Origin of the sequence: Kutzneria sp. NPDC051319, assembly GCF_040682195.1 — a bacterium.
Taxonomy (GTDB): domain Bacteria; phylum Actinomycetota; class Actinomycetes; order Mycobacteriales; family Pseudonocardiaceae; genus Kutzneria.
This window is the reverse complement of the sequence record NZ_JBFBAM010000016.1, coordinates 40,026-63,746: the sequence shown is the minus strand read 5'-3', so window position 1 is coordinate 63,746 and position 23,721 is coordinate 40,026. Positions and strand designations below refer to the sequence as shown.

Sequence of the window (23,721 nt, the reverse complement as noted above, 5' to 3'; positions counted from 1 at the left end):
CGTCAGACCGCGGCCTTGGCGAAGCCGTGCTGGATGTAGTCGGTCAGGCTGCCCACGGTCTGGAACACCTCGGGGCCCAGCTCGTCCGGGTCGATCTCCAGGCCGATGGTGTCCTCCAGCGACATCAGCAGCTCGATCACGCTGGTGGAGTCCAGCGCCAGGTCCTCGAACAGGCGGGACTCCGGCGACAGCTCGCCGACCTCCTTGTTCAGCACGGCCGACAGGGCGACACGCAGGTGGGCGACGATCTCTTCGCGGTTCATCAGGACTCCTTCTTGGTGTTGACGAGGATCTGGTGGCGGAGCAGGTCTTCCGCCTCGTCGCGGCGGCGCACCAGGTGCGCCTGCCCGCCGGTGACAAGGACCTCGGCCGGGTAGCCGTGGCTGAGGAACAGGCCGGGCGAGGCCGTCGGCCCGTACGCGCCGGAGTTGAGGATGCCGATCAGGTCGCCCGGCTTGAGCGCGGGCAGGTCGGCGTGCTTGAGGACCGAGTCGTTGGGCGTGCACAGCGGTCCGGTGACGTTCCACGGCTCCGGCTCGCCGACGTCCTCACGGCGGGACAGCAGGGCCGCCGGGAAGTTGCGCTTGACGAAGGAGCCGATGCCGACCGCCGCCATGTGGTGGTGGGTGCCGCCGTCGGCGATGGCGAAGCGCTCCCCCATCGACTCCTTCACGTACCGCACGCCCATCACGTACACGCCGGCGCGGCCGGCCAGGAAACGCCCGGACTCCATGACCAGCCGGGTCTCCGGGTGCGCGCCGACGAACTTGTCCAGCAGCGGGTTGATCTCGGTGGCCACGTCCACGGCGTCGATGTCCTGCTCGCCGTCGAAGTAGGCCACGCCGAGGCCGCCACCGATGTCCACGGTGTCCAGTCGGATGTGGCACGCCTCGGCCACCCGCTCGGCCAGGTCCAAGATGTAGCGGGTGTTCTTGCCGACCACGTCCGCGTCCAGGATGCGGGTGCCCATGTACACCTGGATGCCGGCCACGTCGGCGTGCAGGTACTTGGCGGTGAGGTCGCCGGCCGCCAGCACCTGCGCCTCGTCGATGCCGAACTGGCGGGGCTTGCCGCCCATGGTCAGCCGCGAGCCGCTGATCGCCAGGGCCGGGTTGATGCGCAGCAGAACCCGTTGGTACACGCCCCATTGCGCGGCGATGCGCTCGATGTGGTCGAGCTCGTCGAAGGACTCGCAGACGATGGCGTACACGCCGGTCTCGACGCAGGCCCGCAGCTCGCACTCGCTCTTGCCGGGGCCGAGGAAGATGATGTCCTCCGGGGCGGTGCCGGCCTGCAGCACGGTGCGCAGCTCCACCAGGGAGGAGACCTCGGCGCGGGCGCCGCCGGCCTTCAGCGCGGCGTACACGCTGACGTTCGGGTTGGCCTTGAGCGAGTAGAAGATCTCCAGCTTGGGGTGCAAGGCCTTGCGCAGCCCGGTGATCGTGTCGGTGAGCACGTCGCCGTCGTAGACGTAGAGCGGGGTGCCGAACTGCTGCGCCAGCTCCTCGTACTCGATGCCCTGGATCTTCATGACCGGTTCCCCACCATTCTCTGCAGGCGTGCTTCGGCTTCCTGGCGCAGTTCCAGCGCCGCGTCGGCGCTCTCGGCGACGCAGATGGCGTACAGGCGGCCGTGGAAGCTGCCGTCGGTGGCGGCGGCGTTGAGCGTCGCGAAGTTGTTGACCAGCACGCCGGTGGTGCGACCCTCGTCCAGCAGCAGCTCGCCGAGCGCGGCGGTGACCTCGGCGAAGGTGTGCACCCGGGACGGGCGCAGGCCGAAGGTGGCGGCGATGGCGTGCGCGCCGTCGGGGATGAAGCGCTCGGCGATCCGGCTCTGGTACGTGGACATGTTGAACCGGGCGTTGATCTCCAGGCACGGGTAGAGGGTGCCGTCGGTGGCCAACATCGCGTCCACCCCGACGAGGCCGAAGAAGCCCTCCTCGTGCAGCGCCTTGCCGATCTTCCGCACGGCCTCCTGGAGCTCGGCCGCGGCGACCGGCGGCAGCTCGACCGGGAAGCGGTGACCCTGGTGCACGCCGTCCTTGAGCACGGCCGCCTTCACCGTCTCGAAGCGCACGTCTCCGGTGCGGGACACCACGAACTGGTAGTTGAGGTCCTGGGCGTGCTCGATCCACGACTCCACGACCAGGTTGGCCGGCGCGTCCAGGCCGCGGCGCTCGATCAGCCGCAGCAGCCGGCCGGCGGCCTTCTCGTCGGCCACGACGACCATGCCGCGTCCCGACACGCCAAGGGATTCCTTGACGACCACGCGGCCGCCGTCGGCCAGCAGCTCGGTCAGCGCGGGCCGAAGCTCGCCGACCGTGCGCACGATCCGGCCCGGCACCTCGCGGATGCCGATCTCCGAGACCAGCTGGCGGCTGAAGATCTTGCCGTTGACCGCCTTGCAGGTCTGGGCGGTGGTGCCGGCCAAGGGAAGCCCGGTCTCCTTGGACAGCTCCTCCTCGGCCGCGGAGATGCCCAGCGGCATCAGGTAGGTGCGGCCGTCGGCCAGTTTGCGCAGTTCCTCCAGCAGCAGCGGGGAGTTCAGCGCGTCCTCGGTGACCATCAGCTCGGGGTTGCTGTTCTCGGCGTTGACGGTGCGGCCGGCGGCGGCGCCGAGGCGGCCCAGGTAGGCGGCGAACTCGTCGTCCATGGCCGCCTTGAGCACGACCACGTCGCCGGCGTCGGCCAGCAGCGCGCCCATCTCCTCCATGCGGTTCACGGTCGCGCCGGCGAAGGCGATGCCGGCGCCGGGCAGCTTCGGCTCCCCGACCGCCCAGCTGCGCTCCACCTCGAAGTTGTTCACGAACACGAAGCGGGCGTGTTCGTCGCCGGTCAGGTCCTTCTTCAGTCGTTCGACGAAATTCATCGCTCTCCTCAGTTCGTCGGCGATCGTCCGCAGGGGGCGCGCGCTGGCGAGCCGTCCGAGCGACACGTCGTCCCATCCCTTGTCCCGCAAAGCCTGTGCGGTTCGCGGCAGCAGCAGCGCGCGGCCGCCGGCGGCCAGGTAGCTGGCCGCCGGGTCCACCCGGTCGAGGCCGTTGGCCTCGGTTACGGCCTCGACCAGCGCCCGTTGCGCCCCCGGGGCGGAACGGACGGCCACCTCGGCGACAACACTTGTTGTCGGCCGGTCCGAGAACGTCGGCGCCACGCCGGTCCGGAGCAGGTCGGCGTAGCCACGCAGGAAGCGCTCCACGTCCTCACGGCCCATCACGTCGGCCATGGCCTGCAACGCCAGCGTCGTGCCGTCGCACCACTCGTAGACCCGGAAGTAGGTGTCGGCCCCGGACTTGGCCCAGCTGACCGGTTCCGCGTTCCAGACGAAGCGATCACGCCTGGCGCGGCAGGATCTCGGCGCGTAGTTCAGGAAGTTCAGCTCCGACTCCACGCGAGGTTCGCCGGCCTGGGCCACCAGCTCGATGACCAGGTCGTACGGGACGTGCGCGTAGGCCATGGCCTCCTCGACCCGGGCGGCGGCGGCCTTGAGCACCTCGGCGAAGGACCCGGCGGTGTCGATCACCACCAGCGTCGGGTAGGAGGCGCAGCCCAGCACGTTCTCGTAGCCGCTGGATTCCCGCTGGCTGGTGTACATCCGGAAGGCGACCCGCGGCTCGCCCGTATAGGCGGCGACAGTGATCGCGTACGCGGCGAGGTGCACCGCCGACGGCCATACCTTGTGCTCGCTGGCGATCGTCCGGGCCGTGGCCAGCAGCGACGGCACCGTGAAGGAAGCGGCGAACGAGCCTTCGGCCCCGGTGCGGCGGCCGGCGTAGATGTCCTTCGGCAGGCTCGCGGCCGTGCGGCGCCAGTGGTCGAGCGACTTCCCCGGGTCCAAGGTGGCTTCGTGGCGGGCCAGGTCGGCCGGCTGGTGCACGACCGGCGGCAGCTGAATCGGGCGGCGCGCGATCCGCGCGGCCAGCACCACATCCAGTTCCGCGGTGAGCGTGCCCAGGCTGACGTCGTCCAGCGACAGGTGGTTGAAGACCAGGTGCAGCCGGCGCACGGTGTCGCCGTCGGCGATCACGCCGGCGCGGATCGGCCATTCCCTGGTGATGTCGAACGGTTCCTCGGTCAGGCGCTTGATCAGCTCCGCCGGCTTGTCCCCCGCCACGTGCACGGCCGGCGCGGCCGGCGGCTGCACAACCTGTTGCGGCCACGGCCGTGCGAGCAGGTCGTAGACCGTGCGCAGGATTTCGTGGCGGCGCACCAGATACGTCAGCGCGGACCGCACGTGGGCGACGGTCGTGCCCTCGGGCACGGGGTGGTTGATCGCGATGTGCATGTCGTGCCGGGCGTCGGCCGGCGTCTGGAGGTAGTGCAGCACGTGGTGCCGCTGCCCCCAACCCAGGTCCGCGCTCTTCGCGACCATCGTGACCTCCTCACGTCCGATAGCCAGATAGTGAGCCCAAAATTCGCGCCGCGGCAGTGTTCCGCGGTGTCATGTAGTTTCCGGGAAATAGCTGTCAGCACAATCCATTGACACCGACCGGTCCGACAGGCGAATCTTTTGGAGCCCCGCCGGAGCAGCACCGAGGCAAAGGCGGGGACATCACATAAAACACCAAGGAATGAGGCGTGTACACGATGCCGAACACCAAGGCCGCGGTCAAGCAGTCCGTCAAGCAGAGCGTGAAGCAGTCCGTCAAGCAGTCGGTGAAGCAGTCCGTCAAGCGGTCGGTCAAGCAGAGCGTGAAGCAGTCGGTCAAGCAGTCCGTGAAGCAGAGCGTGAAGCAGTCGTGATGTGCGGCGGTGCGGCGGGTTGAAAATCCCGCTCGTCGCACCGCCGATCTCGCCTCTCTTTCCGGGGGAATGCGCCGGTTCGTCTCCGGCGCATTCCCCCGAATACTCGCGTCCGGAGGTATTCGATGCGCCACACCATCGCGGAATGCGAACGGGCCGGCCACGACGACGGCCTTTCCACGGGCCTCGCACTCACCGGCGCGGGACTGGACAACGCACCCGGCCGGGTGGCCGCGGTGCCTTCTACTTCGGTGCCCGAGGGCGCCATTGTGCTGCGTTCCGAACAGGGCGTCAGCTTTGTGCGCACGGAGCCTCAGGCGAGCCCGGAACTGACTGCCGTCGCCGCACGGCTGGCCGGCGTCCGACTCGGGCTGACCCGCAGGCTGGCCGTGCGGGCCGTTACGCACCTGTCCGGGCGCACGGTTGGCGGTGAGCCGACCATCGGCAAGCAGCTCGTGCAGGGCGCCCTGGCCGACGCGCACGTGGCGACCGAGGCCGCCCGCCGCACGCTGGCGGTCGCCGGCGATTGCCCCGACGCCGTCCGGGACGTGCACGAGCGACTGACCACAGTGGACTGGGAGTTGGCGAAGCTGCTGGGGGCCAGCGGGTTCGTCGACGATGGCGCGATGTTCGGTGTGCACCTGTCCCGGCTCACCGCGAACTGCTGGGTCGGTGCCTCATGACTTCGTTCGACGAACTCCAGGGCCTTGCCGCCGAGCTGGCGGCCGAGCTGCGCCCGCACGCGATGGCCGTCGACGCCGGCGCGGTGCCGGACATCCCCGCGCTGGACGTCATCCGCGACATCGCCACGCCCCCGCAGTACCGGGACTCCGACCTGCCCAAATGCGCCGAGCTGTACACGGAGACCTGCCTCGCGCGCACGGCCGCCAACATCGAGCTCTCGCGTGGCGACGCCGGCGTGCTCAACATCTGCCGCGCCCCTTCGCTCGCCGGCTTGGCCGTCGACGCGCTGGGCAGCCCGTCGCAGCAGGAGGCGTTCTACCGTGTCCTGGCCGACGAGCGGCCATGGACGTTCTTCGGCATGACCGAGCCCGAGTGCGGCAGCGACGCCACTGCCATGAAGACCTTGCTGGACAAGGACTTTCGCCTGCACGGCGCGAAGAAGTACGTGGCCAACGCGGCGCGCGGCGGCATCGGCGTCGTTTTCGCCCGCACGGGCCCGACCCCGCTGTCGATCCGCGCGGTGGTCGTGCGCAACCCCAGCCCCGGCTACACCGGCCGCGCGCTGACGATGTTCGGCCTGCGTGGGGCCGCCCTGGGCGAGATGAACTTCGACGGTATCGAGGTCGGGCGCGAGGCGTTGCTGGGCGCGCACCTGCCGGCCTCGCGGCGCGGGCTGTGGGGCATCGCCCGTACGTTCAACGTGATGCGGTTGCAGATCGGCGCCCAGGCTCTCGGGGTCGCCCTGGCCATCAGCGACTACGTGCACGCGCTCCGTCCACAGTGGAAGACGCTGATGACGACCCGACTCGAAGCGGCCCGGGAACTGCTGCTCGACTGCGCGGACGACGTGGACAACGACCCCGACGACCGCCGCGCCCCGTCGATCGGCAAGCTGCACGCGACGAACCTGGCCGTGGAGACCGCGCGCTGGGCCTCCTCGGCGCTCGAACCCGGTGCGCTGCTTGAGCATCCGCTGCTGGAGAAGTGGTGCCGGGACGTGCACGCCTTCGAGTTCATGGACGGCACCAGCACCATCCAACGCCTCACCATCGGGACGGGCCATGACGACAACTGAGCTGCCGCGCTGGTCGAGCCGGCCCTACGCGGACGCCGACCGGGACGCCGTGCTGGCGCTGTTCACCGAACCGGACTTCTTCTTCCGCACCGGCGACCCGGACACCCGGCCGGAGTGGGAGATCCTGTCGCTGCTGGACGAGGACACCCACGTGCTGCTGGCCAACGGCGAGGTCGTCGGCCTGTACGCCGTCGAGTCCGAGGCGAACAACGCCTGCCACTACAGCATGCAGCTGCGGCTTCGGGCCTCGGCGACGCTGGAGTGGTGGCAGTCCGCCTTCGCGGAGCTGTCGCGGGCCAACCGATGGCGGCGCGAGGTCGTGCGCCTGGCCCTGCGTTTCGACGAGTTCGACTCCCGCGGCCTCGCCTTCGCCCGCGCCGCCGGCCTGCGCGAGGAGGGCACGCTCGGCGCCGTCAGCGTGCACGAGGGCCAGCGCTACGGGTACGTGTCCTTCGCCCAGATCTGGGAGCCCATCTCATGAGACTGCGTGGATACCGCTCCGGCGACGCCGACCTGCTGTCCGGCCCGTGGCTGCCCGGCGAGCTGCTCGGGCTGCCCGTCGCCGACTGGCCGCCGCTGGCCCCGCCGACCACCGTCGCCCCGCCGGCCGATCCCAGCCAGGAGCTGTGCGTCGCCCCCGGCATCGGCTTCGTGCGGTTCACCTCGTTGGACTGGGTCCACCGCCGCGCCCGGGTCGAGCTCGGCCTCAACAGCGTCGTCGGACTGGACGTAGTGTTGAAGACCGTTGTGCTGCACGGGTTTCTGACCCTGAACCTGAGCCGGATCTACGGCTGGGTGACGCCGGCCCTTGGCGCGCCGACCGACGTGCTGGCCGATGTCGGGTTCCAGCGCGAGGCGGTCGTGCCGGAGGGCACGTGGCTGGACGGCCGGCCGGTCGACCGGGAGATCTGGGGAGCTGTGCGCAATGACTGAGATCCAACGCCTCGATCCCGCGGTGGCGGTGGCCGAGCTGCGGGCGTCCGGCGCCTGCGCGCGAGGCTTTCTCGGCCTCGATCCCGTGACCCAGAACGACTCCCTGCTGACCCAGGAGCTGGAGTCGTTGCAGGCCCAGCTGTTCAGCGCCGGCGAGACCCTGGTCGGCTTCGCCCCCAACGCCGACCAGCCGCGCCAGGCCTACGTCGCCAGCACCTCGGCCGACCCGGAGCCGCTGCGGGCGCTGCTGGAGTTCCTGGCCACCTACCAGCGCTGCACCACGTTCGTGGCGATGGGGCCGGACGGCGTCGAGGCCGCGCAGGGGTTCGCGGCGTGCGGGTTCGAGCAGGTGGGGGTGCTGCCGCGGCACCGGTGGCAGAACTACGACTGGCAGGATGTCCTGGTCTACGTGGGGAGGGCGGACACGTGCCGTTCATGACGGTCCGGCACTTCACCGAGGCGGACATCCCGGTTCGCACGGAGTTGTTGCGGGAGAACAAGTACCAGACCAACCTGAACGACTTCGCGATGTCGGCCGACGACCGCGCGCTGGCCGAGGGCATGGCGCGGACCATCTCCGAGCAGCACGACACCAAGCGGCTGTTCACCATGTGCGGGTCGAAGGGGCAGGTGGTCGGCTTCTCGTGGATCACCTCCATCGACTGGCGCAGCCAGGCCTGTGAGCTGTCGTTCGCGGTGCTTCCCCGCTACCGCAGCGGATTCGGCTTCAAGGCGGTCGAGGCCGCGCACGAGTACCTGCGCGAGCAGCTGCACATGGACGTGATCATCAACCAGGTGCTGTCGCACAACACGATGATGCTGTCGGCCGACGAGCTGGAGGCCAACGCGCAGATCCGTGCCGAGTACGACTCCTACACCGTCGGCCAGTGGCGCACGGCGTGCTACTGGACGGTTACGCGGGACGACGTGCGGAACCGCAAGCTGCGGGAACAGGCGCGGCGGCAGGAGATCGCGGACCGGGTTCGTGCGGGAGTGCAGGGGTTGTCGTGACCGGATATCTGCCCGGATACATGCGCTGGCCGACCATCGCCGGCGACACGGTCGTCTTCGCGTGCGAGGACGACCTGTGGTCGGTGCCGGTCACTGGCGGAAGCGCGCGGCGGCTGACCGCCGGCGTCTCGGAGGCCAGCCGGCCACGGCTGTCGCCGGACGGTTCGCTGGTGGCGTTCGTCGGCTCCGACGACGGGCCGTCCGAGCTGTACGTCATGCCCGCCACCGGCGGGCCTTCGCGCCGGCTGACCTACCAGGCCGCGCGGTGCGCAACCGTGGGCTGGCACCCGTCGACCGGCGAGATCATCTACGCCTCGACGGCCGAGCAGCCGGCCGGTTTCGGCTTCCGGCTGTTCGCGGTGTCCCCCGACGGCGGACTCCCCCGCCTGCTGCGGCCCGGCCTGGCCGACGCCATCGCATTTGGGCCCGATGGGCGAGTGGTCATCGGCCGCAACACCGCGGATCCCGCGCGCTGGAAGCGTTATCGCGGCGGGCTGGCCGGCGAGCTGTGGACGGCGTCCACAGTGGATGGTCCGCTGACGCCGCTGCTGTCGCTGCCGGGGAACCTGGCCAACCCGTGCTGGGTCGGCGACCGGATCTTCTTCATCAGCGACCACGAAGGCGTCGGCAATGTGTACTCGTGCCGTCCCGACGGCGCCGACCTGCACCGGCACACCGAGCACCGGGAGTACTACGCCCGCAACCTCTCGTCCGACGGCCGGCGGCTGGTCCACCACGCCGGCGCCGAGCTCTTCCTGCTGGACGAGCACCTTCCGGTGGAGGTGGCCGGCTCGCGGTCACAGTGCGCCCGGCGGATCGTGTCCGCCGCCGACCACCTTGAGGACGCCCGGCTCGGCCCGGACGGCAAGTCGGTGGCCCTGACCGTGCGCGGCAAGGCGTTCACCATGAACCCGGTGAGCGGACCGGTGTGCCAGCGCGGCAACGCCGACGGCGTGCGGTACCGGCTGCTGGACTGGTTGTCCGACGGCCGCCTGGTGGCCGTGGCCGGCGACGCCGAGCCGGAGGAGCGGCTGGTCTTCCTCGGGCCGGAGGAGACGACCGTTCCCACCGGATCCGTCGGCACGATCACCGAGCTCGCCACTCATGGCGACCGGGTCGCGTTCGCCACCAACCGGCAGCAGCTGTGGGTCGTTGACAACGGATGTTGTCGGCTCCTCGACCACAGCCCACACGAACGGATCGAGGACCTGGCCTGGTCGCCCGACGGCCGCTGGCTGGCCTACACCTATCCCCTGTCGTCCCGGCGCTCGGCGATCAAGGTGGCGGAGCCGGCGTCGGGCCACACCTTCCAGGCCACCGAACCGGTGCTGCGTGACTCCCGGCCCGCCTTCGACCCCGGCGGCCGGTACCTGTACTTCGTCGGGCAGCGGGACCTGGTCGTCGATCACGACCAGGTGCAGTTCGATCTGGGCTTCCCCTACGCGGGGCGGCCCTACCTGATCACGCTGTGCTCGGAGGAGCCCCCGCCCTTCGAGCACAGCACCCCCGACCCCGTCGCCGAGGTCGAGATCGACTTCGGCGGCATCGACCGGCGCGTGCTGCCACTGCCCGTGCCCGAGGGGCGGTACCTGAAGATCATCGGCCTGCCGGGCAAGGTGCTGCTGCACTCCGTTCCCCTGGCCGCGCCGGACGTCGCCGAGCCCGACGCCACCCCGGACGGCGTCGTCACGCTGGTCGACCTGGTCACCGGCGAGGTCGAGGAGGAGGTGCTCAGCCCCGTCGACGAGCTGTGCGTCTCCGGGGAAACGGTCCTGTACCGGCATTCTTCGAGCCTTCGCACGGTGAAGGTCGAGGACATCGCCGACGAGGACGAGTCCGACGAGATCGACCTGGCCCGGCTCAAGGTGGCCGTGCAGCCGGAATCCGAGTGGCGGCAGATGTTCCGGGAGACCTGGCGCCTTCAGCGCGAGGGATTCTGGGACGCGGCGATGAACGGTGTCGACTGGGACGCCATGCATGACCGGTACGCCAAGCTGCTGCCCCGCGTCGGCACCCGGGCCGAGCTGTCGGACCTGTTGTGGGAGCTCCAGGCCGAACTCGGCACCTCGCACACGTACGAGCGGGGCGGCGAGTACCGGCCGACTCCCCAGCACGGCCAGGGTTTTCTCGGTGTGGACTGGGATTCCGGTTGGCGCATCGGCAACATACTGCGCGGCGACCCGTGGAACCCGCGCCTGACCTCGCCGTGCAACCGCCTCGGCGCCGACATCCGTACCGGCGACCAGCTGGTGGCGATCAACGGCCGGCCCGTGTCGAGCCCCGGCGAACTACTGGTCGGCCAGGCTGATCGCCAGGTCGAGCTGACGCTGGTCCGCGACGGCGTCAGCCGTGATGTAACGGTGACGGCGTTAGCCGATGAGTCGGCCGCCCGCTACCGGGACTGGGTGTCGGCCAACCGCGCTGCCGTCAAAGAACTGTCCGGCGGGCGGCTCGGCTACGTGCACGTGCCCGACATGAACGCCGGCGGCTACGCCGAGTTCGTGCGGGGCTTCCTGACCGAGCTCGACTGCGAGGGGCTGATCGTGGACGTCCGGTTCAACGGCGGCGGCCAGATCGCGCCGCTGCTGCTGGATCGCTTGACCCGCCGGCGTTTCGGCACCGAGACCGGCCGCTGGAGCTCGACCACGCCGTACCCGGGAGAGGCCCCGCGCGGGCCGATGGCGTTGCTGGTCAACGAGCACACGGGGTCCAACGGCGAGATCTTCGCCCAGGGCTTCCGGTCGCTCGGCCTCGGCCCGATCGTCGGCCGGCGAACCTGGGGCGGCGTGATCGCCACCTGGCCTCGACACGGCCTCGTCGACGGCACCGTCACCACCCAGCCCGAGTTCCGCTACGTGCTCGACGGCCAGATCCTGGAGAACCGCGGCGTGCAGCCGGACGTGCAGATCGACGACGAGGATCGGCAGCTGGCGGCGGCGGTCGAGCAGCTCCTCCCGGTGCCGGCGCCGTGAACCTCGGCGAGGTCCACGTCTGGCTCGTGCCGGTGCGCCCCCGCGCCGGCTGGCTCGCCATGCTCGATGCCGAGGAGCGCCTGCGCGCGGCCAAGCTCGCCAGCACCCCCGCCGGCGACACCTTCGTGACTTCCCGTGCCACGCAACGACTTGTCGGCTCCCACTACCTCGGAATCCCGCCCGGCGACATCGTCACCGACCGCACCTGCACCCATTGCGACACCGGCGCCCGTCACGGCCGGCCCCGCTTCCGCGACGCTGCCATCGACTACTCCGTCTCCCACACCGAGCACTGGGTGATCATGGCCGTCACCGACGGCGGGCTCGTCGGCGTGGACATCGAGGACCTCCGCGCCGCCCCCGATCCCGCCGGCCTCGCCCGCGCCTGCCTGACCACCGACGAACGCCGGCACTTCGACGCCATAGCCGAACCCGACCGCGCCCCGTGGCTGGTGTCGGCCTGGACCCGCAAGGAGGCTGCCATGAAGCTCACCGGCCTCGGTCTCCGCGCCCCGCCCAAGCACCTCGACGTCAGCGGCCCCACCGTCGCCACCGCCATCCCGCGGTGGCCTTCCGCCGCCGTGCACCTGCGCGACCTCCCCGCCCCGGTCGGCCACCTCGCCGCACTGGCCACCACCGTGCCCGTGCTGTCGGTCCACTCCGCCACCCTCGACGACCTGGAGGTAAACCGGTTTGCCCCGTCGCTAGCCTGAAAATCGTGCTGACAGCCGAGGACGTGCTGGAGATTCTGGGGCTGCTGCGTGAGTTCAACGTCTGGGTCGCTGGCGGCTGGGGCATCGACGCCCTCATCGGCGAGCAGACGCGCGAACACCGCGACCTCGACCTGCTCCACCGCGAGGAGCAGGAGTCGGCGGTCGTCGCCGCCCTGGCCGATTTCACCGAGACCCTGGACTGGCGGCCGGTGCGGTTCGTCGTCACGGACCCGCGGCAGCGGGAGATCGACCTGCACCCGCTGGTCTTCGGGCCGGACGGGTCGGCGGTGCAGGCGTCGCTCGATCCCGGCCGGCCGTTCCGCTACCCGGCCTCGTGTTTCGTCACGGGCACGATCGGCGGCGTCACGGTGCCATGCCTGTCGGCCGAGCAGCAGGTGTACTTCCATCAGGGCTACGAGCCGGCCGACCGCGACCGGCACGACATGGCCCGGCTGCGGGCGGCGTTCGGCATCGCCATCCACTTCTGACCGACTTCCAGCCCTGGTCGGGGGCCGCTGTGGGGCTCTACCGTTCGGCGGATGGAACGCCAGCTGGCCGCCGCGCTGGAGTCGGGATCGTTCGCGCACGGGCTGCGGACGGCGATCCGGGTGCGGGGCATGACCTTGGAGCAGGTCCAGCGGCAACTGACCGCCCGGGGCGTGGTGGTCAGCTCGGTGACGCTGTCGTACTGGAGCCGCGGCCGCAGCCAGCCCGAGCGGGCGGAGTCGATCAAGGCCGTGAAGCTGCTGGAGGACATCCTCGACACACCACAGGGATCGCTGACGGCGCTGTTGGCCCCGCCACGGCCGCGCGGTCCGCGGCGAACGCACGTGCCGGTCAGCATCGACCGCGGCCGGCTGTGGAGCGAGGCGCACCGGCTCGACCGTGTGATGGCGCAACTGGGCGTGCTGGATGAGGAACGGCTGTGTCTGCTGTCGGTGCACGACCGGTTCCAACTGGACGAACACCGCCGCCCGAACCGACTGACGATCACCGAAGTCCTTCGCGCGCAACGGGATCGGGTCGACCGGGCGCTGGTGATCTTCCAGGGCCGCGAGCTGGGCCGCACGCCGAAGCTGACCGTGGTCCGGGGCGGCTGGCCGGGACGGGTCCGCACGGACGAGGCCGCCGGCTTCCTCGTCGCCGAGGTCATGCTGGACCGCATCCTCGACCGCGGCGACACCGCCGTCATCGAATGCGCGCTCCACCACAGCGGAGAACCCGCGCCGATGACCGACTACGACCGGCGGCTGCCGTACTCGATGCGCAGTTATCTGCTGGAGATTGAATTCCACCCCACGGCCATGCCCGTGCGTTGTCACGCCACGACGCGGCCCACCATCGAGAACGCCCGGCGCGACGTCCGTGAGCTCATGCTCGGCGGCGCACCCCACGCCCACCTGGCGTTGTTCGACGTCGAGGCGGGCATCCACGGCCTGCGCTGGGAATGGGACTAACAGTTTCAAACAGAGTTCGCGAGCACCCGAAACACTGTTTCTCGCAATGCGGGAGCCCCGCTTGTCCTGATTCGATCCGCCGCTTTACCGTCCGAGACCCCTGCATTTCTCCACGGACGGAGAGTTCCCTGCCATGCGCGCACCCCTGATCGCGTTGCTACTCGGCACGTCCCTGCTCGCCCCCACGCAAGCCGCCGCCCCGATGGGCGCCCCGGCCGGCCACATCGACGGCAGTGTCGACGGCTCTTGGGCGGCGACCCGCACCAACGACCACTGGAGCGGCTACTCGGCCCACTCCGGCGACTACAGCAGCGTCTCCGCCAGCTGGACCGAACCCAACGTCGACTGCCGCACCGGCGGCGAGGTCGTGTTCTGGGTCGGCCTCGACGGCGACGGCAACGACAATGTCGAGCAGACCGGCACTCACGTGTTGTGCCGCAACGGAAAAGCCATCCACACCGGCTGGTGGGAGACCTACCCCTGCTACAACATCATCGACTACGGCCACACCGTCCAGCCGGGCGACAAGATCAGCTCCACCGTCACGGACAACGGCAACGGCACCTATAGCCTCTACCTGCGCGACGCGACCCAGGGCTGGACCGAGCAGCCCAACAAGCGCGCCTGCTCCGGCGCCGGCGACGTGTCGGCCGAGGTGATCACCGAGACCCCGATCTACTCCAACGGCCCCTCGCCGCTGGCCAACTTCGGCACGGTCACCTACACCAACGTCAGCATCAACGGCCGCCCCCTGTCCAACGCCGGCCCGCAGGCGATCACCATGGCCCGCCACGGCCGCAACATCGACACCACCTCCGCCATCAGCGGCGGCACCCAGTTCAGCAACACCTGGCTCGCCACCAACTGATCCCCCACGCACGTGAGTGGCTCACTTTCGCCCCGGGCACACCTGAGCCACTCACGTGCCCCACCCCGCACGTGAGTGGCTCAGGTGGCGGTGAACGCGAAATGAGCCACTCACGTGCGGCGCCACCCGCCGGCCCCGCTAGATTCCCCACGTGAAGGCACTGGCACAGGGCGCGACCATGCTCGTGGTGATCGTCATCGTGGTGGGCAGCGCGGCCGGCGTCGGGGCCGCGCTCGGCCTGGGCAACGTGACGATCCTGGCCGGACTGACGGCGCTGTTCTGCTTCATCGCCGCCAACGGCGGGCCGCTGCGAGCAGACCTCAAGCTGCTGGCGGCGTTCGCCCCGGCGGTGATCATCGGCGGCGCGCTGCCGAGGCTGCTGGGCGAGGTGTCGCTCATCGCGGCCATCGCGGCGCTGGTGGTCATCGTGTTCATCGCGTCCCTGCTGCCGGTGTTCGGCACCCGCTTCGTGACGGTCGGCCTCGGCCTGGGCATGGCCTCGGTCTTCGGTTACGGCTACCAGCTCACCGGCAGCGAAAGCCTGTGGCAGATCGTGGCCGCACCGGCCATCGCCGTCGGCGTGGTGATCATCCTGCGCACGCTCATGAGCGCCGGCGACCCGGACAAGCCGACGCGGGTGGCGCTGGCCGGCGCCCTGATCGGAGGCACGGGCACGGCGGAACGGGCGGCTCGGGTGTGGCTGGCCGACCGTCCGAGGGTGTGGCAGTCCCGCGTTCTTGGCGCGGGGGCCCGGTTCCGGGCGACCATGGGTGTCCTCAAAGGACGCCAGCAGGCGCTGCCGCCCGAGCAGGCCGAAGCGCTGGCCGAGGTGATCCAGGCGGCCGAGGACCAGATGGCGACGCTGGCCGAGGCGGTCAAGGCGAAGTCCACTCCGGACGGTCTGCCGCCGGTGGAACGCAAGTCCCCCAAGGTAACCCTGCCCGGTGCGACCGAGCGTCTCCTCGACGACCTGTGGCGGCTGCTCGACACCGTGCACGACGCTGTCACCACCCGAGACCGGTCCACGTCGAACTTTCCCCGGCACTTCATCGAACAGGCGCTGCGGCGCGAGGTGGCGGGCACGTTCTCGTGGCGAAGTGCCCAGCTGCGGCATGCGATCCGGTGCGCCATCGGCATGGCCATCGCCCTGACGATCGCCGCGTTCCGCCCGGGCGACCCGCTGACCGTGAGCTTCCTGATGACGACGTTCGCGATCATGCAGCCGGAGTGGCGTGACACGCTCGCCAAGGCGTGGCAACGGGTCGGCGGCGCGCTGGCCGGCGCGGCGGTGCTGGCGCTGGTGCTGTGGCTGCTGCCGCAGTCGGCGCTGATGCCGATCGCCCTGGTGGCGCTGCTGATCGGCTTCCCGTTCATGCAGACGCTGCCGATGCTGTTCAACGGCTGCATGGTGTTCCTCAGCGTCGGCCTCAACGCCTCCAGCCGCCACCTCGACCCCGTCTCCACGCTGATCGAGTACGTGCTGCTGATGGCCGGGGCGGTGGCGATCGGCCTGCTCTTCGGCTTCCTCGCGGTGCCGGGCGTGCCGCGCCCGCCGCTGAGCGCGCGGTTCGCCGACGCCACCGCCGAGCTCCAGCGCCTGCTCCGCATGGTCGCCGGCCTGCTGCGTGGCGACGAGGTGCTCGGCCGCGCGATCGGCGTCCGCTTCCGTGACGCCGCGCGGGCACACCAGAACCTGGTCGCGCCGGAGCCCGGCAGCAAGGCCCCGGCGGCCGACCAGCAGGAGGCCCTGGAGGAGGCCGGCGAGGGCCTGCGGGGCCTGGCGGCGTCCTCGCTGGCCCTGTTCCGACTCGGCAGCACCGCGCCGGCACTGGCCGATTTCACCGCCGACGCGGCTCGCGTGCTGGTCAACGGGGGCGAGGCGCCGGAGCCGCCGGCCGGCCTGGACGACGAGCAGCAGCTGATCGCCGACATGGTCGTGGCCGACCTGCTCCGGGTCCAGCACGCGCGGCCTCAACTCGTCTGAGAAATCTGTCAGGCCCCACCTGACAAACCGCCCGACGGTGGTCTACCGTGTCAGGCACAACCTGACAAGGGAGGACACCGTGCTGAGCTGTTCGTTCTGCACGAAGGACGAGGAACACGTCGAGAAGCTGGTCGCCGGCCCCGGCGTCTACATCTGCGACGGCTGCGTCGACCTCTGCGTGAAGATCATCACCGAGGAGAAGTCGAACGGCCGCGTGCCGGAATGGGCCGAGATGACCGACGAGCAGATGCTGGAGAAGCTCCCCCGCATCGCCGGCACCATGGCCCAGGTCGAGGCCGGCCTGGACGGCTGGGTCGGCGAGCTGCGGCGACGCGGCGTGACCTGGGTGCGCATCGGCGAGAAGCTGAGCATGACCAGGCAGTCGGCCTGGGAGCGGTTCAAGCCCTCAGCCGAGGATGGGGCCGAGTAGGCCGCCGTCGCCGGTCGTCGTGGTGGTGCTGGACGGCCCGGTGGTGGTCGGCTTCGGGGGCTTCGGCTTGGACGTCTTCGTCGGCCGGGTCGTCGTCGTGGTCGTCGACGGCGTGGTGGTGGTCGTGGTGGTGGTGGTTGTCGTCGTGGTCGACGACGACGACGGCCGCGGCGGCCGGCTGGTGCTGGTGCTGGTGCTGGTCACCGGCGCCGGCGCCACCGGGAAGGTGGTGGTCGTGGTCTGCACGGGAGCCTGCTGGCCCTGGAAGTCCGCGGTCATCGGCTGGGGCATCTTGACGAACGCCATGCCCAGCACCACGCCGGCGATCGCGGACACCACGAGCGCGGTGCTCGCGCTCATCACGCGGTCGAACGAGGTACTCGCGGCCCGGTCCACTCTCTGCGCCCTTCTCCGGTTGCGGTTCAGCAGTGGGTACGCGGCCGGACACGCAGAGGTTCAGCCCGATCGGGAACCGGTTCCACCGCTACCCTGATCCGGTGACTCAGGGGCGGATCACAGTCGACGGCGGGGAACTCCACTACGAGGTCGCGGGGGCCGGGCGCGCAGTCGTGCTGCTGCACGGCGGCGGGCTCAGCTCGCGGGTCTGGGACCGCGAGTTCGAGCTGCTAACGGTTGAGCACACCGCCATCCGTTACGACGCGCGCAACCACGGCCTGTCCTCCACAGCTACCGAGCCGTACTCCAACCCGGACGACCTTCGACTGCTGCTGGACGGCCTCGGCATCGAGCGGGCCAGCCTGGTCGGGACGTCGTTGGGCGCACGGACGGCCGTCGACTTCGCGCTGACCTGGCCCGATCGGGTCGAGCGGCTCATGCTGAACGCGCCCGGGGTCAGCGGCATGGCGTTCCACGACCCGTTCATTCTCGACCAGCAGGCCCGCATGCTGACCGCGACGGACGCCGAGGGCATCGTCGACCCACTGCTGCGGATGTGGGTCGACGGCCCGCTGCGCACGCCGGAGCAGGTCGACCCCGACGTGCGGGCGCTCTGCCGGCAGATCAAGACCGACACCGTCACCCGGCACGGCTTGGGGTGGCGGTTCCCGCCGGCCGAGGTGGGCGCGATCGACCGGCTCGGCGAGCTGGCCATGCCGATCACCGTGGTGCTGGGCGATTTCGACTCCACCGACATCGTCGCCGTGGTCGAGCGCATCGCCGCTGACGCCCGTCAGGTCGAGGTCGTCAAGCTGGCCGACGCCGGGCACGTGGTCAACCTGGAACGACCCGACCACTTCGCCAAGATCCTGTTCAGGTCCGTCTGAAGTGGACTCCTGACCACCCCCTTCACCACTTTGCCGCAGCGTGACCCGCGGGCAAGCCTGGCCAGCACGCTCTGTGTGCGAGTAGAAACATGGAGATCTGTTGGTAGAGCGGAAGGGATCGCCATGCGACTACGCCGAAGCGTCAGCTCGGTACTGTCGGTAGGGCTCATGGCCGGCCTCACCCTCGTGGCCGGCGCGACGCCGGGCTCGGCACGGCCCGCACCCGCCAAACACCCGGTCGCACAGGGCTACTTCGGCGCGGTCGTCTCGGACACGCCGGAGTCGACGCAGGCCGGCATCGACGTGCTGCGCCGGGGCGGCACCGCCGCCGACGCCGCGGTCGCGGTGGCCGCGACCCTCGGCGTCACCGATCCGTACGTGGCCGGCATCGGCGGCGGCGGATTCTTCGTGTACTACGACGCCCGCACCCATCAGGTGTCCACAATAGACGGTCGCGAGACCACCCCGGCCGCCGACGGCGAGACCATGTTCGTCGATCCGGCCACCGGCAAGCCCTACGCCTTCCCCACCGCCGTCACCAGCGGCCTGTCCGTCGGCGTGCCGGGCAACCTGGCCACCTGGCAGCGGGCGCTGCAGCGCTGGGGCCGGTTCAGCCTGGCCGACAACCTCAGGCCGGCCGAGGAGGTCGCCGACCGCGGCTTCGTCGTCGACGACACCTTCCGCGAACTGACCAGGGAGAACGCTTCCCGGTTCGCCCAGTTCTCGTCCTCGGCGGCGCAGTACCTGCCGGGCGGGCAGCTGCCCGTGGTCGGCTCCACCATGCGCAACAAGGACCTGGCCGACACCTACCGGGAGATCGGGCGCAAGGGCATCGGGGCGCTGTACGGCGGCTCGATCGGGCGTGACCTCGTCAACTCCGTGCAGCACCTGCCGCTGGCGCCGGGATCCACGCTCAACCCCATCCCCGGGCCGATGCAGCTGTCGGACCTCAGCTCGTACAAGGCGCTGGACACCGCGCCGACGCACGTGAACTACCGCGGCTACGACGTGTACGGCATGGCCCCGTCCTCCAGCGGCGGCATCACCATCGGCGAGTCGCTGAACATCCTGCAGAACTTCGACCTCAAGCACATGGACCCGGTCCAGGCCCTGCACCACTACCTGGAGGCGACGCGGCTGGCCTTCGCCGACCGCGGCCGCTACATCGGCGACTCGCGCTATGTGAACGTGCCGCAGCAACAGTTGTTGTCGCCGCAGTTCGCCGCCAGCCGCGCCTGCCTGATCGACCCGACCAAGGCCGGCAAGAGCCCGGTCGCGCCCGGCAACCCCGCGTCGCCCACGCCCTGCGCCACCGGCACGGCGGCCTCGGCCAGCGACCAGGAGAACCACACCAACCACTTCGTGGTCTCCGATGCCTTCGGCAATGTGGTGTCCTACACCAACACCATCGAGGAGCTCGGCGGCAGCGGCATCGTCGTGCCGGGCCGGGGTTTCCTGCTCAACAACGAGCTGACCGACTTCAACTTCACGCCCACGCAGGGCACCGCGCCCGACCCGAACCTGCCGGCCGCCGGCAAGCGCCCGCGGTCCAGCATGTCGCCGACGATCGTGCTGCAGCACGGCAAGCCGTTTCTCGCGGTCGGCTCGCCCGGCGGCTCCACGATCATCACCACCGTGCTGCAGATCCTGCTCAACCGGATCGACTTCGGCATGAACCTGGAGGACGCCATCGCCGCGCCGCGGGCCACGCAGCGCAACACGGCGACCTCCACCGCCGAGCCGGCGTTCATCGCCCTGCCGACCACGGCCGGACTGCAGGCCCTGGGTCAGACCTTCGCGATCAGCGACACGTCGCCGCTGGATCCGACCATCAAGATCGCGCCGACCATCGGTGTGGCCTCCGGCATCGAGTTCAAGCCCAACGGCCGGGTCATCGCGGCCGGCGAGCCCTCGCGGCGGGGCGGAAGTGCCGCCGCGGTCGTGCTTCCGACGTGCTACTGTGATTGACATGCAGCGCGCCAACGTCACGACGACGCCGGACACAGTCCCGGCGCGCTGATCCACGTATTCCAGCGAAAGCCCCGGGGCCGGTGCCCCGGGGCTTTTGCTTTGCGGTCACCTGCTCCCCCGTTCTTCGAGGAGACCGCCATGCATGACCACCGCAAGCTCGGCCGCGAGCTCGGCCTGTTCGACACCGATCCGTTGATGGGCGCCGGTTTGCCGTACTGGCTGCCGGCCGGCGCGGCGATCCGCCACGTGCTGGAGGAGTACGTGCGGGACCTGGAACGCCGGGCCGGCTACCAGCACGTCTACTCGCCGGTGTTGGGCAAACGCGCGTTGTTCGAGCAGTCCGGGCACTGGTCGCACTACAACCACGACATGTTCCCACCGATGGACGTCGGCGGCGAGCAGATGTTGTTGCGCCCCAGCCTGTGCCCGCACCACGCCCTGATCTATCGCTCGCGGGCCCACAGCTACCGCGAACTTCCCTTGCGCATGGCCGAAATCGGCGGCATGTACCGGGCCGAACTGTCCGGCGTGCTCGGTGGCCTGTCGCGGGTGCGGTCCATCCAGCTCAACGACGCCCACGTTTTCTGTACCCCCGACCAGGTTCTGGGCGAGGCGCGGGCGGCGTTGGAGCTCATCCAGCGAGCGCACCATGATCTCGGCATCAAGCCCGTGCGGTATCGGCTGTCCCTGCGGGGCGACGGCGGCAAGTACGTCGACAATCCCTCGATGTGGCAACGATCCGAGGCGTTGTTGCGGGAGGTGCTGTCCGGCATCGAGCACGAGGAGGCCCCGGGCGAGGCCGCCTTCTACGGGCCGAAGATCGACATCCAGATCGCCGACAGCGCCGAGCGGGAGTCCAGCATCTCCACCGTCCAGGTCGATTTCCATCAACCCGCCCAGTTCGACCTCAGCTACATCGGGGCCGATTCGGCTCGGCACCGGCCCGTGATGGTGCACCGAAGTCTGATCGGCAGCATGGAACGTGTTGTGGCGCACCTGATCGAGGTGCATGGCGGTGCATTCCCGGCTTGGTTCGCGCCCGTCCAGGTTGTTGTGTTGCCGGTGTCGGATGAGGAGTGGGCGGCGGCTTCTGTTGTTGCCGCTCGGTGCATGGATCTCGGGTTGCGGGCCGAAGTCGTTGGCGTGGAACGGGGTTCCCTGGGTGCGCGGATCCGGGAGTCGCGGCTGGCGCCGTACCAGGCGGTGATCGGTCCGAAGGAAGTGGCCAACGAGGAGATTGCGCTGCGGCTGCGGGACGGCCGGCGACTGGATCCGATGCCTGTGGAATCGGCGTTGGGGCGCATCGGGGCGTTGGTGGGGGCGCGGTCGTTGGAGCTGTGGGATTAGGCTCCGGGCATGATCCGTCGTTGGAATCCGCCGTCGGTCGCCGCGCCTGCCGGGCAGTACAGCCACTTGGCCGCCGTGCCGGCCGGGCACGAGCTGGTGTTCGTGTCCGGCCAGCTCGGCCTGTCGCCCGACGGCACACTGGCCGGTCCGGACGCGGAAAGCCAGACGCGGCAGGCACTTGCCAACATCCGGGAGCTGCTCGCGGCGGCCGGCGGCGGGCCCGAGCACGTCGTCAAGTTCCTGTCGCTGATCGCCGGCGTCGAGCACCTGGACGGGAGCCGGGCGGCGCGGTCGGAGATCTTCGCGCAGTGGTACCCGGGCGGGGACTTCCCGGCGCACTCGTTGATGGTCGTGACACAGCTGGCCGCGCCGCAGTTCGCCGTGGAAATCGAGGCTGTGGCGGCGATTCCTACAGGCCGGTGAGTGCTTGGAGACCGAGGCTGCTGGCGGCGACGGCGATCCAGAGGATGCCGCCCAGCAGCAGCGGTCGGGCGCCGGCCTTGCGCATGTCGGCGAACCGCAGCGACAGGCCGATGCCGGCCAGGGCCGTCGTGATCAGGAAGGTGCCGACCGTGGACAGCGCCGGGTGCCAGGAGTCGGGGATCAGGCCCGCGGTGTCGACGGCCGCCGCGAGGACGAAGCCGATCAGGAACGCTGGCACGATCCGGTGCCACGGCAGGTGCACCTCGTCGTCCTTGCGGGCCTTGAGCCAGGCCAGCGTGATGACGATCGGGATGATCATCAGGCTGCGGGTCAGCTTCACCACGATCGCGTACGGGCCGGCGTCGCCGCCGTAGGCGTAGGCCGCCGCGACCACCGAGGAGGTGTCGTTGACCGCCGTGCCGGCCCAGAGGCCGAAGGCGTGCGGGCTCAGGCCCAGCAGGTGGCCCAGCGGCGGGAACAGCAGCACCGCCGCGATGTTGAACGTGAAGATCGTGCCGATGGCGTAGGCGACCGCCGTGTCCTTCGGCTTGATCACCGCCGTCGTCGCCGCGATCGCCGAGGCGCCGCAGATGCCCGTGCCCACGCCGATCAGGGTCTTCGTGTCCGTGCCCACCTTGAGCCACTTGCCCAGCAGCCAGGCCCCGCCCAGGGCCACCGCCAGCGTGCCGAGCATGACCGGCAGCGAGGACACCCCGACGTGCACCACCTGCTGCAGGGACAGGCCCGTGCCCAGGACCACGATCGACAGCTGGAGCACGCCCTTCGACGCCATGGCGTACCCCGGGGCGAGCCGGGTGCTGCGCAGCGGCTTCACGATCGTCGCCGCGAGGACGCCCAGGATGATCGCGAACACCGGTCCGCCGATCACCGGAACCAGCAGGCCCAGGCCCGTGGCCACGGCCGCGACGAGGAGGGTCACGGCCAGGCCGGGCAGCCTGTTCACGATCTGCGTCTGCGGTGCCGCGACGGCGGTGCGGGCCATGACCACCTCCTAATGTCCGTACATTTAAGCTACGAGATGTCCGGACATTAGGCAACCGGTAGCGTTGCCCTCGTGGTGGGGCGCACATTGGACCGGTCCGGGTCGACACCGCTGTGGCGGCAGCTCCAGGAGGCTCTGCTGGCCCGGTTGGCCGGGGGCGAGTTCGTGGAGCACTTCCCCGGCGAGCTGGCCCTGGTCGAGGAGTACGACGTCAGCCGCTCCACCGTTCGGCAGGCCCTACGCCAGCTCCGCACCGACGGCGTCATCGTCGCCGAGCGCGGGCGGCAGCCCCGGGTGGCGGAGGTGCCGGAGATCCACCAGCCTCTCGGGGCTCTGTACAGCCTGTTCGCTTCGGTGGAGGCCGCTGGGCTGTCCCAGGATTCTGTGGTTCGGGTGCTGGACGTTCGGGCCGATGCGCTGGTGGCGGAACGGCTGGGGCTGGAGGGGTCGACGCCGTTGGTCTATCTGGAGCGGTTGCGGTTGGCGGGTGGGGAACCGTTGGCGATTGACCGGGTGTGGCTGCCGGCTTCGGTGGCGTCGCCGTTGCTGTCGGCGGATTTTCGACACACGAGTCTGTATGGGGAGCTGGCCGCGCGGACGGGTGTTCGGCTGGATGCCGGGCAGGAGGACGTGCATGCCGTGGTGCCGAGCGCCGCGGAGGTGAAGCAGCTTCGGTGTCCCGCGGGGACCGCGTTGTTCGCCATCAACCGGCTCGGGTCGTCACAGGGGCGGGCGGTGGAGTGGCGGCAGACCCGGGTTCGGGGGGACCGGTTCGCGCTGACGGCGGAGTTCAATGCGCAGATCGGGTATCGGTTCATGCAGAAGTGA

Annotated in this window: 24 protein-coding genes; 19 read left to right on the top strand and 5 right to left on the bottom strand. The window is 70.2% G+C overall.

Annotation, left to right across the window (positions count from 1 at the left end; genetic code table 11):
* Positions 1-2: 2 nt before the first annotated feature.
* Genes AB0M73_RS18755 through AB0M73_RS18745 form a run of 3 tightly spaced genes read right to left on the bottom strand, consistent with a single transcriptional unit; the run spans position 3 to position 4,368 of the window.
* Positions 3-263 carry an acyl carrier protein gene (locus tag AB0M73_RS18755; protein ID WP_043725638.1) on the bottom strand — a complete coding sequence of 87 codons (261 nt, stop codon included), beginning with the start codon at positions 261-263 and terminating at the stop codon, positions 3-5.
* Complete coding sequence (locus AB0M73_RS18750; RefSeq protein WP_043725634.1) at positions 263-1,531, bottom strand: type III PLP-dependent enzyme; 1,269 nt, start codon at positions 1,529-1,531, stop codon at positions 263-265. Before AB0M73_RS18750 ends, AB0M73_RS18755 begins: the two co-directional genes overlap by 1 nt.
* Positions 1,528-4,368 (bottom strand): condensation domain-containing protein, encoded by a 2,841-nt coding sequence (locus AB0M73_RS18745; protein WP_363891885.1) that lies wholly within the window; start codon positions 4,366-4,368, stop codon positions 1,528-1,530. Before AB0M73_RS18745 ends, AB0M73_RS18750 begins: the two co-directional genes overlap by 4 nt.
* Before the next feature lie 206 nt (positions 4,369-4,574).
* On the opposite strand from AB0M73_RS18745, the gene AB0M73_RS18740 reads away from it, so the two are divergent.
* The 14 genes from AB0M73_RS18740 (at position 4,575) to AB0M73_RS18675 (ending at position 16,866) form a co-directional block, all read left to right on the top strand.
* Positions 4,575-4,739: a hypothetical protein gene (locus tag AB0M73_RS18740; RefSeq protein ID WP_363891883.1), complete on the top strand. Its 165-nt coding sequence runs from the start codon at positions 4,575-4,577 to the stop codon at positions 4,737-4,739.
* 125 nt (positions 4,740-4,864) lie between these two features.
* Positions 4,865-5,422: an acyl-CoA dehydrogenase family protein gene (locus tag AB0M73_RS18735; protein WP_363891881.1), complete on the top strand. Its 558-nt coding sequence runs from the start codon at positions 4,865-4,867 to the stop codon at positions 5,420-5,422.
* Positions 5,419-6,498: an acyl-CoA dehydrogenase family protein gene (locus AB0M73_RS18730; protein WP_363891879.1), complete on the top strand. Its 1,080-nt coding sequence runs from the start codon at positions 5,419-5,421 to the stop codon at positions 6,496-6,498. Before AB0M73_RS18735 ends, AB0M73_RS18730 begins: the two co-directional genes overlap by 4 nt.
* Positions 6,485-6,979, top strand: coding sequence for a hypothetical protein (locus tag AB0M73_RS18725; protein WP_363891877.1), 495 nt, complete (start codon positions 6,485-6,487; stop codon positions 6,977-6,979). The genes AB0M73_RS18730 and AB0M73_RS18725 overlap by 14 nt, the downstream gene beginning before the upstream one ends.
* Positions 6,976-7,431, top strand: a complete 456-nt coding sequence (locus tag AB0M73_RS18720; RefSeq protein ID WP_363891875.1) for a hypothetical protein — start codon at positions 6,976-6,978, stop codon at positions 7,429-7,431. The genes AB0M73_RS18725 and AB0M73_RS18720 overlap by 4 nt, the downstream gene beginning before the upstream one ends.
* Positions 7,424-7,870: a hypothetical protein gene (locus AB0M73_RS18715; protein ID WP_363891873.1), complete on the top strand. Its 447-nt coding sequence runs from the start codon at positions 7,424-7,426 to the stop codon at positions 7,868-7,870. The genes AB0M73_RS18720 and AB0M73_RS18715 overlap by 8 nt, the downstream gene beginning before the upstream one ends.
* The gene (locus tag AB0M73_RS18710) at positions 7,867-8,442 is read left to right on the top strand and encodes a GNAT family N-acetyltransferase (RefSeq protein WP_363892095.1); all 576 of its coding nucleotides are present in this window, start codon (positions 7,867-7,869) and stop codon (positions 8,440-8,442) included. Before AB0M73_RS18715 ends, AB0M73_RS18710 begins: the two co-directional genes overlap by 4 nt.
* Positions 8,439-11,414, top strand: coding sequence for a S41 family peptidase (locus AB0M73_RS18705; RefSeq protein ID WP_363891871.1), 2,976 nt, complete (start codon positions 8,439-8,441; stop codon positions 11,412-11,414). The genes AB0M73_RS18710 and AB0M73_RS18705 overlap by 4 nt, the downstream gene beginning before the upstream one ends.
* The gene (locus AB0M73_RS18700) at positions 11,411-12,127 is read left to right on the top strand and encodes a 4'-phosphopantetheinyl transferase superfamily protein (RefSeq protein WP_363891868.1); all 717 of its coding nucleotides are present in this window, start codon (positions 11,411-11,413) and stop codon (positions 12,125-12,127) included. The genes AB0M73_RS18705 and AB0M73_RS18700 overlap by 4 nt, the downstream gene beginning before the upstream one ends.
* A 5-nt stretch (positions 12,128-12,132) precedes the next feature.
* A complete protein-coding gene (locus AB0M73_RS18695; protein WP_363891865.1) occupies positions 12,133-12,615 on the top strand; it encodes a hypothetical protein in 483 nt (160 codons plus the stop codon).
* A 51-nt stretch (positions 12,616-12,666) separates the two neighbouring features.
* The gene (locus AB0M73_RS18690) at positions 12,667-13,584 is read left to right on the top strand and encodes a hypothetical protein (protein ID WP_363891863.1); all 918 of its coding nucleotides are present in this window, start codon (positions 12,667-12,669) and stop codon (positions 13,582-13,584) included.
* Between the two features lie 133 nt (positions 13,585-13,717).
* The gene (locus tag AB0M73_RS18685; RefSeq protein ID WP_363891860.1) at positions 13,718-14,452 is read left to right on the top strand and encodes a G1 family glutamic endopeptidase; all 735 of its coding nucleotides are present in this window, start codon (positions 13,718-13,720) and stop codon (positions 14,450-14,452) included.
* A 151-nt stretch (positions 14,453-14,603) separates the two neighbouring features.
* Positions 14,604-16,436, top strand: a complete 1,833-nt coding sequence (locus tag AB0M73_RS18680; RefSeq protein ID WP_363891858.1) for an FUSC family protein — start codon at positions 14,604-14,606, stop codon at positions 16,434-16,436.
* A 79-nt stretch (positions 16,437-16,515) separates the two neighbouring features.
* The gene (locus tag AB0M73_RS18675; protein ID WP_363891856.1) at positions 16,516-16,866 is read left to right on the top strand and encodes a ClpX C4-type zinc finger protein; all 351 of its coding nucleotides are present in this window, start codon (positions 16,516-16,518) and stop codon (positions 16,864-16,866) included.
* Here the strand turns inward: AB0M73_RS18675 and AB0M73_RS18670 are convergent.
* Positions 16,843-17,226, bottom strand: coding sequence for a hypothetical protein (locus AB0M73_RS18670; protein WP_363891855.1), 384 nt, complete (start codon positions 17,224-17,226; stop codon positions 16,843-16,845). The genes AB0M73_RS18675 and AB0M73_RS18670 overlap by 24 nt on opposite strands.
* Before the next feature lie 137 nt (positions 17,227-17,363).
* Between AB0M73_RS18670 and AB0M73_RS18665 the strand changes: the two genes are divergently transcribed.
* The 4 genes from AB0M73_RS18665 to AB0M73_RS18650 all read left to right on the top strand — a co-directional run bounded on the left by AB0M73_RS18665 (position 17,364) and on the right by AB0M73_RS18650 (position 21,890).
* Positions 17,364-18,149, top strand: coding sequence for an alpha/beta hydrolase (locus AB0M73_RS18665; protein WP_363891854.1), 786 nt, complete (start codon positions 17,364-17,366; stop codon positions 18,147-18,149).
* 123 nt (positions 18,150-18,272) lie between these two features.
* Positions 18,273-20,117: a gamma-glutamyltransferase gene (ggt, locus tag AB0M73_RS18660; protein ID WP_363891853.1), complete on the top strand. Its 1,845-nt coding sequence runs from the start codon at positions 18,273-18,275 to the stop codon at positions 20,115-20,117.
* Between the two features lie 141 nt (positions 20,118-20,258).
* Complete coding sequence (thrS, locus tag AB0M73_RS18655) at positions 20,259-21,467, top strand: threonine--tRNA ligase (protein ID WP_363891852.1); 1,209 nt, start codon at positions 20,259-20,261, stop codon at positions 21,465-21,467.
* A 9-nt stretch (positions 21,468-21,476) separates the two neighbouring features.
* Complete coding sequence (locus AB0M73_RS18650; protein ID WP_363891851.1) at positions 21,477-21,890, top strand: RidA family protein; 414 nt, start codon at positions 21,477-21,479, stop codon at positions 21,888-21,890.
* On the opposite strand, the gene AB0M73_RS18645 is transcribed toward AB0M73_RS18650, so the two are convergent.
* Positions 21,877-22,893 carry a putative sulfate exporter family transporter gene (locus AB0M73_RS18645; protein WP_363891850.1) on the bottom strand — a complete coding sequence of 339 codons (1,017 nt, stop codon included), beginning with the start codon at positions 22,891-22,893 and terminating at the stop codon, positions 21,877-21,879. The genes AB0M73_RS18650 and AB0M73_RS18645 overlap by 14 nt on opposite strands.
* A 72-nt stretch (positions 22,894-22,965) precedes the next feature.
* Here AB0M73_RS18645 and AB0M73_RS18640 point away from each other — a divergent pair, with 72 nt between their 5' ends.
* Positions 22,966-23,721 carry a GntR family transcriptional regulator gene (locus tag AB0M73_RS18640; RefSeq protein ID WP_363891849.1) on the top strand — a complete coding sequence of 252 codons (756 nt, stop codon included), beginning with the start codon at positions 22,966-22,968 and terminating at the stop codon, positions 23,719-23,721.

Coding starts and splice junctions, on each gene's coding strand:
- AB0M73_RS18755 (WP_043725638.1), bottom strand. CDS start 263: ATGAACCGCGAAGAGATCGTCGCCCACCTGCGTGTCGCCCTGTCGGCC.
- AB0M73_RS18750 (WP_043725634.1), bottom strand. CDS start 1,531: ATGAAGATCCAGGGCATCGAGTACGAGGAGCTGGCGCAGCAGTTCGGC.
- AB0M73_RS18745 (WP_363891885.1), bottom strand. CDS start 4,368: ATGGTCGCGAAGAGCGCGGACCTGGGTTGGGGGCAGCGGCACCACGTG.
- AB0M73_RS18735 (WP_363891881.1), top strand. CDS start 4,865: ATGCGCCACACCATCGCGGAATGCGAACGGGCCGGCCACGACGACGGC.
- AB0M73_RS18730 (WP_363891879.1), top strand. CDS start 5,419: ATGACTTCGTTCGACGAACTCCAGGGCCTTGCCGCCGAGCTGGCGGCC.
- AB0M73_RS18725 (WP_363891877.1), top strand. CDS start 6,485: ATGACGACAACTGAGCTGCCGCGCTGGTCGAGCCGGCCCTACGCGGAC.
- AB0M73_RS18720 (WP_363891875.1), top strand. CDS start 6,976: ATGAGACTGCGTGGATACCGCTCCGGCGACGCCGACCTGCTGTCCGGC.
- AB0M73_RS18715 (WP_363891873.1), top strand. CDS start 7,424: ATGACTGAGATCCAACGCCTCGATCCCGCGGTGGCGGTGGCCGAGCTG.
- AB0M73_RS18710 (WP_363892095.1), top strand. CDS start 7,867: ATGACGGTCCGGCACTTCACCGAGGCGGACATCCCGGTTCGCACGGAG.
- AB0M73_RS18690 (WP_363891863.1), top strand. CDS start 12,667: ATGGAACGCCAGCTGGCCGCCGCGCTGGAGTCGGGATCGTTCGCGCAC.
- AB0M73_RS18685 (WP_363891860.1), top strand. CDS start 13,718: ATGCGCGCACCCCTGATCGCGTTGCTACTCGGCACGTCCCTGCTCGCC.
- AB0M73_RS18670 (WP_363891855.1), bottom strand. CDS start 17,226: ATGAGCGCGAGCACCGCGCTCGTGGTGTCCGCGATCGCCGGCGTGGTG.
- ggt (WP_363891853.1), top strand. CDS start 18,273: ATGCGACTACGCCGAAGCGTCAGCTCGGTACTGTCGGTAGGGCTCATG.
- thrS (WP_363891852.1), top strand. CDS start 20,259: ATGCATGACCACCGCAAGCTCGGCCGCGAGCTCGGCCTGTTCGACACC.
- AB0M73_RS18650 (WP_363891851.1), top strand. CDS start 21,477: ATGATCCGTCGTTGGAATCCGCCGTCGGTCGCCGCGCCTGCCGGGCAG.
- AB0M73_RS18645 (WP_363891850.1), bottom strand. CDS start 22,893: ATGGCCCGCACCGCCGTCGCGGCACCGCAGACGCAGATCGTGAACAGG.